Genomic DNA, 11,192 nt, shown 5'->3' on the forward strand with positions numbered 1-11,192 from the left:
CCGGGAGACCGGGCGGGTATTGGTGTGCTCTAGGCGAACCCGGGTTCCTTCCAGCCCACCACCGCCGGGCGCTCGCCGCCACCGGCGATGAACTCCGCGACCGCCTCGGCCGCCACGGACGGAGGCACCGCCGCGTCGGCGTACGGGGTGGTCCGGTGCCCGCCGTAGTCGAAGGCGAGATCCGCGGGCTGCTCGACCGTGCCCACGCTGCACGCGATCTCATCCAGGCCCTCATGCCACACGAGGAAACTCACCGACGGATGCCCCACCAGCACCTCCAGAACACGCTCGGCGGGTCCCTCCAGCGCCACCAGCCCCGGAATCGGCCGGTCGGACCACTCCTCGACCCGCTCGGCCAGCCACCCTTTGACGGCCGCGGCCGGGAGAGTCGTCGGGGGAGTGCGGCCACCCGCGAACACCTTGACCTCAAGGAGTGCTCTCCCCGCATCGGGAAGTCGCCCCTCGTAGTCCGCGCCGCTGTCGCTCACGCCAGCCCCTTTCCGTCTCCCGACGCCCACTCAGGACGACGCCATCGCCACCGTAGGACGAAACGAGCTCACCCCACCTCCCCCAGCAGCCACCGCGCCCGCTCCACCGCCACCTCCGTCCCCGCCTCCACCGCCAGCGCGTACGCGCGCTCCGCCCACACGCGCGCCTCGCCGCTCTCCCCGCGCGCCAGCAGCAGCGACGCCGTCCGCGCCGCCGCCTGCCGCTCCAGCGCGGGGTGCCGCGCGCGGGACGCGGCCAGCACGGCGCCTTTCGCCGCCGTGAGGGCCTCGTCGCCCGGGAGCAGGTGCGCCAGGGCCAGGCGGGCGCGGATCTCGGCGTGGGCGTCGCCGGAGCGGGTGGCGACGTCGAGGGCTTCGGCGGCGAGGCGGGGTCCGCCGTGGCCGGGTTCGATGGTGGCGAGGGTGATGAGGGCGTGGGCCTCGACGGGCCGGTCGTGTCCGGCGCGGGCTTCGCGCAGGGCCGCCACGGCGAGGGATGCGGCTTCGGCGCGGTGGCCGAGTCCGGCGGCGGTGTAGGCGGCGGCCTGGGTCATGTAGGCGGCGAGGCGGTGGTCGTCGAGGCGGGTGAAGAACTCCGCGACGCGTTGCAGCATCGCCACGTCGGCGGTGCGGGCGAGCAGGGCGTAGCCGGGTTCGGGTTCGCCGTAGTCGTTTCCGGCGTCGCGGTACCAGCCGAAGACTGTCTCGACGGCTTCGGCGGCCTCGCGGGCGGCTTCCTTGTCGCAGGGGTCGAGGGCGCCGAATATCTCCAGCGCGGACGCCAGGTGCGCCACCGCCTCCTCGGCGCGCCCGGCCTCGCGGTGGGCCATGCCCAGCCGCAGCAGCATGTTCGCCTCCCAGCGCGGACGCCCCATGCGCCGCGCGAGGTCCAGCGCGGTGCGGCACAGCTCCAGGGAGGCGGGCGGGTCGGTTTCGGCGAGGGCGTAGCCGAGGCTGGCGTTCATGGCCATGACGCCGACGGGGTCCTCGGCGGCGGCGAGGGTGAGGGCGGCGATCTCGCGCCATTCGGCGAGGTCGCGGCGGGCGGCGAGGTAGGCGCAGAAGGGGTCGGCGAGCCGCCAGGCCAGGGGTGCCTTGGACGCGGCGGCGGCGCGGATCAGCGCGGCGAGGTTGCCGCGCTCCTCGTCCAGCCACCGCCACGGGTCGGCGACGGCGCTGTCGCCGGGCGGCTCGACCCACGCCCGGCGGGGCCGGATCTCGCCGACGGCGGCGTTGGCCAGGCGCAGGTACCAGTCGGCGAGGCGGGTGTCGGCGGCGGTGTCGGCGCTGAGCCGGGACGCGTAGGCGCGCACCAGGTCGTGCGGCGCGAAGCGCTCGGGGGCGGCCTGTTCGACGAGGTGGACGGCGGTGAGCTCGGCGAGCAGCCGCCGGGTCCCAGCGGCGGTCTCGCCGGTGAGGACGCGCGCGGCGTCCAGGCTGACGGTGGTGCCGGGGAAGCGCGTGATCGCGGCCAGCAGCGCCCGTCCCGGTGGCGAGACGGTGGCGAGGGTGTCGGCGAAGACGCGGGCGAGGTCGCTGTCGGCGTCCTCGGGGACGCTGAGTTCGTCCATGATGGACTCCGCGCCGAGCCGCGCGGCGAACACGCCGGGATCGCCGCCGCCGGCGAGGTTCGCGCCCGCGATCCGCAGCGCCAGCGGAAGCCGCCCGCAGTGCCGCGCGATGGCGTCCAGCTCGCCCGCCTCGCCGCGCCCGCCGGTCGCGGCGAGCAGCAGCGCCCGCGCGTCGGCCGGGGACGGGACCCGCAGGTCGAGCCGCCGCGCGCCCTCGCGCACCACGAGCCCGGGCAGCTGGTGGCGGCTGGTGACCAGCGTGGTGCACCGGCGTCCGCCCGGCACGAGTGGCCGGACCTGCTCGGCGCGGGCGGCGTTGTCCAGGATCAGCAGCATCCGCCGGTCGGCCAGGACCGAGCGCAGCAGCCCGGAGCGCGCGGCGAGGTCGGCGGGGATGTCGTCGACGGGCAGTCCGAGGCTCTCCAGCAGGATCGCGATCGCGCGCTCGGCCGTGAGTGCGGCGTGCGCGGAGAACCCGCCGAGGTCCAGGTAGAGCTGCCCGTGCGGGAATCGCGCGGAGGCCGCCTGCGCCCAGTGCACGGCCAGCGCGGTCTTGCCGACCCCGCCCGGGCCGCTGATGACGGCCAGCGCGCCCTCGGCCGACGTCGACTCGTCCAGCCAGGCCAGTTCGGCGGCGCGCCCGACGAAGCCGCGCGTGCATTGCGGGAGCTGGCGCGGCACCCGGCCGGGTTCGGGTGCGTCCACATCGGACGCCCGTCCGGCGGCCGAGACGCGGCCCGCGTGGGCGATCCGGCTGCACGCCGCCAGCCACCGCGCCCGTAAAGGCGCCGGGACCTCGCAGGCGCGCAGGACCGCGAGCAGCATCTCCCGCCGCGGCAGCGTGTCGCGTTTCAGCGCGGAGGCGAGGGTGCTCGGCGGGAGGGTGTCGCCGTGGGTTTCGGCGCGCCGCTGGAGCTGGCGGTAGGTCAGTCCACTGTCGTCGATGAGCCCGCGGAGCAGGAGGAGGAACTCACCGGCCGTTCGCGCCGAACCCGGATCGAAGGCCGCACCGAGATGCCGATCATCGCTGGCCAGAGGCATGAGCTCATCGTAGGAAGACCGGCGCGGGCTGTCAGACCCGTCGAAGATGTGGATCTATCGGGCACGAAGGGCACCGGAGTGACCTGGAATGACCCGGTGGGCGTGGTGTATCAGTGATTGCGCACCACCCGGCCGACCGGCCCGTCATCCGGTCGGCCGGGTGGAGTCATCGAGGGACCTCAGTTGGACTCGGTCACGTCCCGCACGTTGCCGGGGGTCGCGTTGAGGAAGGCGTCATTGGGTTTGGGCGCCTCGTAGAGGACCGGGCTGGACGAGATCACGTTCACCAGCTTGTTGAAGCCGTTGCCGATCTCGGTGTAGCCCTTGTCGAGTTCGGTGTAGGTCTCGTCGGTGGCGTCGAGGATCTTGTCGACGGTCTCCTCCAGGGTCTTCCCGGCGAGGTTCATCGACTTCTTGCGGTCCCCGGCCTTGCCGGTGAGCTCGTTGGTGTCCTTCCAGGCGCTCATCGCGTCGGAGATGATGCTGACGCCGGCGGCGATGCCGACCGCGCTGAGCCCGCCGGACTCCGGCAGCGCGATGATCCCGGCGATGACGGCGGCGACACCGGCGGCCACGGCGAGCCAGGCCACGACCTCGTCGCCGCCCTCGCAGCAGTCGTCGAACTTCTCCACGGCGGTGATGCCGTCGTGGAGGAGCCCGTCGATGTCCTTGCGGGCCAGGGCGACGATGCCGGAGTGGGCGGCGAGGATGTTGCGGACGCCGCGCACCGCCGCGATCTGGTTGGTCACCGCGGTGGGGATGCGGGGCAGGAACTGCTTGGAGAAGCTCTCCGCGGTCGCCGCCTGCCAGCCCTTCACATCGCCCTGGATCGTGGAGACCAGCCCGAAGGTGCCCGCGCCGAGCAGGCCCTGCCCGGGATGGGTCGCCTCGTTGATGTTGACCTGCGACTGCCCGGACTTCTCCGAACCGGTGATCACCACGAGCTGCCCCTCGCCGCCGACGGCGTTGAGGTCGTTCAGTTGCGAGTCGGAGGCCTTCGGGTCGGGGAAGCTGTTGGCGGCCCGGTCGAAGCGCTGCTCGATCCAGGTCAGGTGGACGTCGCGCAGCTGCTTCTCGGCCTGGTCGCGGTTCTTGGCGTCGAAGGTCAGCAGGTCGACGTGGTACTCCGTGCGGTACTTGTCGACCATCTTGCGCCAGTCGGCGGGCAGGATGCTGTAACCGTGGTCGGGCCCGACCTGGGACGGCCGGTAGCCGGCGAGGTTGCCGTGGTCGCGCTGGTAGTCGCGCTGCTCGTCGATGTGGTTGTTGCTCAGGACCTGCTGCACGACCTGCTGGACGTTCTTGGCGTCCCGCAGGACGGTGTCGGCGGCGGTCTTGGCGACCTTCTCCTTCAGCTCCTTGGCGAGTTTCTTGACGTGGGCGCCGTACGCGCCCTTGTCCATGCCCTCGTGCTCACCGCAGGCCCCCATCAGTTGCCTCCCGGACGGTCGGCGGGGGTGTCGGTCGGCTCGTCGACGGTGGTGCCGTCGGGGTCGCCGGGCTTGACCTCGGGCAGCTCGTTGCCCAGGTCGCCGCCGCTGTCGCGCTCCTGCTCGGCGAGGGAGGCGTTGAACGCGTCCCGGTCGCGCTTGAGCTCGGCGGCGGCCGCGGCGTCGGTGGCGCACACCGCGTTGATGTAGCGGATGAGCGTGCGCGCGCTGGCGTCGAGGTTGTCGGAGGTGTTGGCGCTGATCGTCCACAGTTTGTTGATCGCGGCCCCGTACGGCCCGCTGGCCGAGCCGCTCTCGAACGCGGTCGTGGAGGACCCCGCCGACTTGAACTTGCCGATGATTCCGTCGTACACGTCGGCCATCTCACTCAGATGCTGTGAGGCGGCCAGGACGTCCTCAAGCTGGACCTTGAGAACCTCACCACCCATGTCGTTCTCCGTTCCGGCCGCGCGAGCGCGGCCAATGCCCGTGGGGGAGGCGCGTCAGCGCGGCACCATCCCCTTGTAGATGAAGCTGGGCCCGTACGCCTCTTGGCGCACCATGTGCATGCGGGCCCGCCAGTGGCCGATCGCGGTCGTCGCCGCCGTCGCCACCTCGCGCAGGAACAGCTCCTCGGGGACCTCTCGGACCGTTCCCGCCTTCACTTTCACCCGCCAGGACGTGCCGCCCTCGACGCGCACCGTCACGTGCGTCATCTCCACGTCCACGACGAGGTTCTGCTGCTCCTCAAGGGCCTGCCGCGACTGCGCGGAGTCCGGGCGCATGGGCTCGGGGTCGTAGGGACCGTCGACCGCCGCCCGCAACGCGTCTCTGCGCGCGCGGGCCCGCGCCACCCACACCAGCCGGGACAACCCGGCCAGCTGAAGTTCCAGGGCGGCGTCGCTGTACTGCTCGTACGTGCCCGGCTTGAAGGCCAGGCCCTTGATCTCACCGCCGGTGACCCGCGCGGTGATGTTGCCGTCAGGAGAACGGACCTCGTCGTCCTGAGCGGCGATGTGGTCGGCGAACGTGCCCATGTTCGGTTCTCGTTTCACGCTCGGCTACCGGGGACGTGTCCGAGCATGTCAAAGCGGGTGTGAAATGCCGGTGAGCCGGAAACTTGACCTGGAGCGCGCTCTAGGTTGCAGACTCCACTGCCATGGAGTACCGCAGCATCGGGGCCGACCCGAAGACCGCCCGCACCGTCAGCTCCATCGCCCTCGGGGCGATGCTGCTCGGCACCTTCACCGACGAGCGGACGTCCTTCGACGTCCTCGACCGCTTCGCCGAGGCCGGCGGCACCTTCATCGACACGTCCAACAACTACGCCTACTGGTTCGACGGCGGAACCGGCGGCCAGAGCGAGGAACTGATCGGCAAGTGGCGCCGCAGCCGCGGTGTCGGCGACGAGATCACCATCGCCACCAAACTCGGCGCCCGCCCCCTCACCCCCGGCACCGGCTACGCCGACAACCCCGAGGGCCTCTCCGCCAAGGCCATCCGCGCCGCCGTCGAGGGCAGCCTGGAGCGCCTCGGCGTGGACAAGATCGACGTCCTCTACGCCCACATCGAGGACCCGCACACCCCCGTCGAAGAGACCATGGACGCCCTCACCGGCCTCGTCGCCGAGGGCACCGTCGGCCTCATCGGCGCCAGCAACTGGGCGGTGTGGCGCCTGGAACGCGCCCGCGCGCACGCCGAGGTTTCGGGCGCTACGGGCTGGAGCGTCCTGCAGTACCAGCACAGCTACCTGCGTCCCCGCATGGACATCCCGCAGCCCCTCTTCCGCGACGGCAGCTTCGGGACCGTGACCGCCGACCTCGCCTCCTACCTCCGCGAGCAGGGCACCACCCTCGTGGCGTACTCACCCCTCATGGGCGGCGTCTACACCAACCCCGCCAAGAAGATCCCCGACGACTACGACCACCCCGGCACCCCCGCCCGCCTGGCCGCCCTGCGCGAGGTCGCCGCCGAGACCGGCGCGACGCTCAACCAGGTCGTCCTGGCCTGGCAGCTCGGGCACGACCTGCCGATCCTCCCGCTGGTCGGCGCGTCGTCGGTCGCGCAGATCGAGGAGACCCTGGGCGCGGTGGACCTGAAGCTGACCGCGGAGCAGCGGGCGAAGCTGGACGCGGCCCACTAGCGCGCCGAACGATGCCGCGGGTCCGGTGGTGACACCGGGCCCGCGGTGTTCGATGTGGACGGTCGGGCCATGTCGCGCGGGCGGACGCGGTCGTAGTCTGCCCTTGCCCGAACGGCCACCTTGCCCGTGGAGCGCCCAGATGCCCAGGTCACGCCCTCACGCCCGTGTGCCCGCCGATCACCCCTCGGGTGGGTGAGCGCAGATGCCCTTCCTTCGATTCCTCGCCCGCTGGAGCCTCGCCTACGCCGTGCTCATGGCCGCGGCCCTCGTCATCGCCCACGGGTGGAGCGTGCTGAACTCGCTGGGCACCGCCGAGGGCCTGGTCTGGATGGGCGTGCCCGTGGTCCTGATGCTCCTGGTGCTGGCGGTCCTGGCCCTCGTGCGCGCCGCGGGGGCCGGGAAGGGCGGCGCGATGGTGGTCCAGTTCCTGCCGTATCCCCTCGTGGCGATCCCGGTGCTGCTGTGGCTGTTCTTCTGGTGGGGGACCCTGGGCGTGTGGTCGGCGGTGGTGCACGGCCTCTTCGCCGCCGCGATCCACCTGGCCGAGTTCCGTCCGGGTGTGCTCGCCGAGGCGAAGGCGCGCCGGTAACGAACGTGCCATGCCCGGCAGATGGTGCTGCGGCAACGCGGTGATCATGGCGGTGCCGCACCGTAGCCGGTCGGGTGGTTCGATCGGCCCATGCGACTTCCCGAGTTGATCGTCCGTCTCGCCGAGCCCGGTGTGCTGCGAGTGAACGGCCGCGCCCTGACCATGCTCGATCTGGTCCTCGGCGATGATGTCGGCCACCGCTTCATCTCCGGCTGGCGTCCCGGCCGCGACCTGCTCACCTGCGAGGACGGCGCGGGCAACGAGTACGGGGTCGTCTTCGCCGAAGAAGGGACCTTCGCCTACGTCTTCGAGCACGAAACCTCGGGGCTCAGTCCACAAAGGCACGGCATACTCACCTGGCCCGGCGCACTCGACGGCTTGCCGGACTTCCTCGATGCCGACGTCGCAGAACTTGTCACCGCCGCGACCTTGTGCGTCTGGTGGACACCCGGCGAGGGCTGGCGCCATGGACCGGCGGAGTTCCCCGAGTGGGAGGACATCGGTGCCGGCTGGCTCATCGAGCTGAACCTCAACCCGGCCTCCCTCGACGAGTACGCCGAAGAACTGGCGGAGATGCACGACCTCGATTTCACCCCGAACGACGTGGCCTGGGTCTTCGCCCGCGAGGAGCTCACCGCCGAGCGCGTGGCCGCTTTGCGGCCGGAGGCCGACTGGGCGGAGCTGGCCCGAGTGGCGCGCCGGATCGGGTACCCGGTCACCGGGCCCTAGCAGGCTGCGCGAAGGCGCACACACCCCGCCGCGATCCCGTCACCCTCCATCCGGGATCGTTCTCACCAGCGCGAACTCCCACCCCCGCCAACCCTTGTCGTATACACACATCTATACGTAGACTGATCCCCGGAGGTTGTCATGCCGAACAAGACGATCTACGTCTCCGACGAAGACCTCCCGCTGTTCAAGCGGGCCCAGGAGCTGGCGGGCGGGAGCCTGTCCGCGGCGATCGGGACCGCGCTGCGCCGCTTCGTCGATGTCGAGGAGGGCCGCGAGCAGGGCTTTGGGGAAGTCATCGTTCGGGTCGGTGTGGGCGTGGGCCGCAAGCAGCGGTTCGTGGGCGTCCTGCTGGCCGAGTGGGGACGTTCCATGGGCGACCTGGTCGAGGTCTACCGGGTGTACCGCTCGCGGTCCGGGAAGTTCGTCGTCCACCTCAAGAAGTCCCCGACGTGGCGCACGGGTGCCGCGGGGGAAGAGGAGGGCGACTGGCTCAAGGGCCTGATGGACTGGCGGTCGCTGCTGGGCATCGGGGAGCAGACCTGGTCCTTCACACAGGGCGAGGCGCGGCTGGAGGTCGTGGGCACGCTCGAAGAGCTCGCCGAGAAGGTGCCCGAGGACCTCTACAAGATGGTCGCCGCGGTGGCCGAGCAGCCGCCGGTGGAGGACCTCGACATCTGACGCGCGAAACAGGGCGGTGGCACCCGGGGGCGTGAGCGTCTCCGGGCGATGGACGCCGCCCGGAGAGAGGAACCATGACCGCCATCCGGGTCGCCGGGCTGCGCAAGTCCTACGGTGACCAACGGGTCCTGGACGGCGTCGACCTCGACGTCGCCACCGGCACGATCCACGCTCTGCTCGGCCCGAACGGGGCCGGGAAGACCACGATGGTCCGCATCCTGTCCACCTTGATCCCCGCCGACGCCGGGACGGCCTCGGTCGGGGGCTTCGACGTCGCCGCCGAGGACGCGCGGGTGCGCGAGCTGATCGGCGTCACCGGCCAGTTCTCCGCCGTCGACGGCTTACTGACCGGGCGGGAGAACCTGCTCCTGATGGCCGACCTGCATCACCTGCCGCGCAAGGCCGGCCGCGCCAAGGCCGAGGCGCTGCTCAAGCGCTTCGACCTGGGCGAGGCGGCCGGGAAGGTCGCCGCGCAGTACTCCGGCGGCATGAAGCGGCGGCTCGACCTGGCGATGACCCTGGTCGGCGAGCCGCGCGTCATCTTCCTCGACGAGCCCACCACGGGCCTGGACCCGCGCAGCCGGCGCGAGGTGTGGGACGTGATCCGCGAGCTCGTCGCCGGTGGCGTCACCGTCTTCCTCACCACGCAGTACCTGGAGGAGGCCGATCAGCTCGCCGGGCGCATCTCCGTGCTCGACAAGGGCGTCATCGTCGCCGAAGGCACCGCCGACGAGCTGAAGCGCCTCGTCCCGGGCGGGCACGTGCGGCTCGGTTTCGCCGACGCGGCGGGCCTGGCGCACGCCGCCGCGCACTTCCCGGGCGGTGTGCGCGACGACGAGGCGCTGACGCTGCTGGTCGAGGGCGACGGCGGCGTGGGTTCGCTGCGCGAGCTGCTCGACGAGCTGGCCGCCGCCGGGATCGCCGCCGAACGGCTCAGTGTGCACGGTCCCGATCTCGATGACGTGTTCCTGGCCCTGACCGCACGAGAGGGGGCGGCCCGGTGAACGCTCTCGCCGACTCGTACACGATGTTCCGCCGCAACCTCAAGCACGCCCTGCGCTACCCGGGGCTGACGCTGGGGATCCTGGCGCTGCCGGTGATCCTGCTGCTGCTGTTCGTCTTCGTCCTCGGCGACGCGCTGAACGCCGGGATCGGCCAGGGCGGGCGCTACGTCGACTACCTGACGCCGGGCGTGGTCCTCATGACCGTCACCGCGGCGAGCATGTCGGCGGCCATCGGCGTGTGCAACGACCTCACACAGGGCATCATCGCGCGTTTCCGGACGATGGCCATCGCCCGCAACGCCGTCCTCACCGGACGCGTCGTGGGCACCGTCGTGCAGACCCTCATCGGCGTCGCCCTGGTCATCGGGTTCGCGATGATCCTGGGCTTCCGTCCGCAAGCCGATCTCGTCGGGTGGCTGGCGGCGGCGGGCCTGATCCTGCTGCTGGCCTTCGGCGTCACCTGGATGGGCGTGGCCATGGGCATCCTGTCCAAGACGCCGGAGGGCGCCAGCAACATCGTCGCGCCCCTGCTCTACCTGCCCTTCATCGGCAGCAGCTTCGTCCCGCCGGGCGCGATGTCGCCGGGGCTGCGCTGGTTCGCCGAGCACCAGCCCTTCACCCCGATCATCGACACCCTGCGCGCCCTGATGCTGGGGACGCCCGTCGGCGCCGACGGCCTCTGGGCGGTCGGCTGGTGCCTGGCCATGGCCCTCGGCGGCTACCTGTGGGGACGCTCCACCTACCGACGCCGCGCGGGGGAGTAGCCGCCTCGTAGCCGCCTAGCCCACGCCTCGCCGGAACTCCATAGCGTGCGGGCGCATGACCGCACCGTCGTCGCGCCCGTCCGCTATGGAGTTCCTGGCGGGGCTGCGCGCCCTCACCGTCCGCGCGCCCTCGCCCGACGCGAGCGTCCACGCCGTCCTGGGCCCGGGCGGGACGAGCGTCGAGCTCGGCGACACGGCCGGGCGCGACCCCGGTGGGCTCGCGCGGCAGATCGCGGCGGCCCTGACCCGGGCGCAGCGCGAGTACCGCGACGCGCTCTGCGTCCTGATGGGCGGTGAGGTCCCGGACGCCCCGCCCGGCCCCCTGGTGGCCGGGCTGGAGGACGCGCTCGGCGCGATCACCGTCGAGGCCGCCTCGCCGGGCGGGCTGGCCCGCGTCCGCCGCCACGGCGCGATCGGCGTGAGCGTCGAACTGGCCCCCGGCGCGCCCGGCCATCCCGCGCTTCCGGCCGAGCTGGACGCGGCCCTGCGCGCGGCCGACCGCGCCTTCGCCGCGCGCTTCGCGTCCTGACGGCTATGCTCGCGGTGGCGCTGGTTCGCCGTGACAACCCGGTCACGGCGTCGCAAGAGGGAACCCGGTGGGAATCCGGGACTGCCCCGCAGCGGTGAGCGGGAACGAAAGCCGTCAAGAGCACTGGACCACGCGTCTGGGAAGCGACGGCCGGTAGGCACGAGTACCACGCCCGCGAGTCCGAAGACCTGCCCGTGCCGCGCGCGCCGACCGGCGTGCGCCG

12 protein-coding genes and 1 riboswitch are annotated in these 11,192 nt (G+C 72.1%); of the genes, 7 read left to right on the plus strand and 5 right to left on the minus strand.

Annotated elements, in window-relative coordinates:
- Nucleotides 1-29: 29 nt before the first annotated feature.
- The 5 genes from QSK10_RS21405 to QSK10_RS21425 form a co-directional block, all read right to left on the minus strand.
- A complete protein-coding gene (locus QSK10_RS21405; RefSeq protein WP_285664699.1) occupies nucleotides 30-488 on the minus strand; it encodes an Imm1 family immunity protein in 459 nt (152 codons plus the stop codon).
- Nucleotides 489-556: 68 nt separating this feature from the next.
- A complete protein-coding gene (locus QSK10_RS21410) occupies nucleotides 557-3,100 on the minus strand; it encodes an ATP-binding protein (protein WP_285664700.1) in 2,544 nt (847 codons plus the stop codon).
- 179 nt (nucleotides 3,101-3,279) lie between these two features.
- Nucleotides 3,280-4,530, minus strand: coding sequence for a hypothetical protein (locus tag QSK10_RS21415; protein ID WP_285664701.1), 1,251 nt, complete (start codon nucleotides 4,528-4,530; stop codon nucleotides 3,280-3,282).
- Nucleotides 4,530-4,979, minus strand: a complete 450-nt coding sequence (locus QSK10_RS21420; protein WP_285664702.1) for a hypothetical protein — start codon at nucleotides 4,977-4,979, stop codon at nucleotides 4,530-4,532. Before QSK10_RS21420 ends, QSK10_RS21415 begins: the two co-directional genes overlap by 1 nt.
- Nucleotides 4,980-5,033: 54 nt before the next feature.
- Nucleotides 5,034-5,567 (minus strand): hypothetical protein, encoded by a 534-nt coding sequence (locus QSK10_RS21425; RefSeq protein ID WP_285664703.1) that lies wholly within the window; start codon nucleotides 5,565-5,567, stop codon nucleotides 5,034-5,036.
- 122 nt (nucleotides 5,568-5,689) lie between these two features.
- Here QSK10_RS21425 and QSK10_RS21430 point away from each other — a divergent pair, with 122 nt between their 5' ends.
- The 7 genes from QSK10_RS21430 (at nucleotide 5,690) to QSK10_RS21460 (ending at nucleotide 10,969) form a co-directional block, all read left to right on the plus strand.
- A complete protein-coding gene (locus tag QSK10_RS21430) occupies nucleotides 5,690-6,673 on the plus strand; it encodes an aldo/keto reductase (RefSeq protein WP_285664704.1) in 984 nt (327 codons plus the stop codon).
- A 202-nt stretch (nucleotides 6,674-6,875) separates the two neighbouring features.
- Complete coding sequence (locus QSK10_RS21435; protein WP_285664705.1) at nucleotides 6,876-7,262, plus strand: hypothetical protein; 387 nt, start codon at nucleotides 6,876-6,878, stop codon at nucleotides 7,260-7,262.
- A gap of 90 nt (nucleotides 7,263-7,352) precedes the next feature.
- Nucleotides 7,353-7,991, plus strand: a complete 639-nt coding sequence (locus QSK10_RS21440; protein ID WP_285664706.1) for a hypothetical protein — start codon at nucleotides 7,353-7,355, stop codon at nucleotides 7,989-7,991.
- Nucleotides 7,992-8,132: 141 nt separating this feature from the next.
- On the plus strand, nucleotides 8,133-8,672 hold the full coding sequence (locus tag QSK10_RS21445) for an EXLDI protein (RefSeq protein ID WP_285664707.1): 540 nt from the start codon (nucleotides 8,133-8,135) through the stop codon (nucleotides 8,670-8,672).
- A gap of 74 nt (nucleotides 8,673-8,746) precedes the next feature.
- A complete protein-coding gene (locus QSK10_RS21450; protein WP_285664708.1) occupies nucleotides 8,747-9,676 on the plus strand; it encodes an ATP-binding cassette domain-containing protein in 930 nt (309 codons plus the stop codon).
- On the plus strand, nucleotides 9,673-10,440 hold the full coding sequence (locus tag QSK10_RS21455) for an ABC transporter permease (RefSeq protein ID WP_285664709.1): 768 nt from the start codon (nucleotides 9,673-9,675) through the stop codon (nucleotides 10,438-10,440). The genes QSK10_RS21450 and QSK10_RS21455 overlap by 4 nt, the downstream gene beginning before the upstream one ends.
- Nucleotides 10,441-10,495: 55 nt before the next feature.
- Nucleotides 10,496-10,969, plus strand: a complete 474-nt coding sequence (locus QSK10_RS21460; protein ID WP_285664710.1) for a hypothetical protein — start codon at nucleotides 10,496-10,498, stop codon at nucleotides 10,967-10,969.
- A gap of 4 nt (nucleotides 10,970-10,973) precedes the next feature.
- Nucleotides 10,974-11,179, plus strand: a riboswitch (cobalamin riboswitch).
- Nucleotides 11,180-11,192: the final 13 nt, after the last annotated feature.

It is taken from the genome of Actinorhabdospora filicis (assembly GCF_030269765.1).
Taxonomy (GTDB): Bacteria; Actinomycetota; Actinomycetes; order Mycobacteriales; family Micromonosporaceae; genus Actinorhabdospora; species Actinorhabdospora filicis.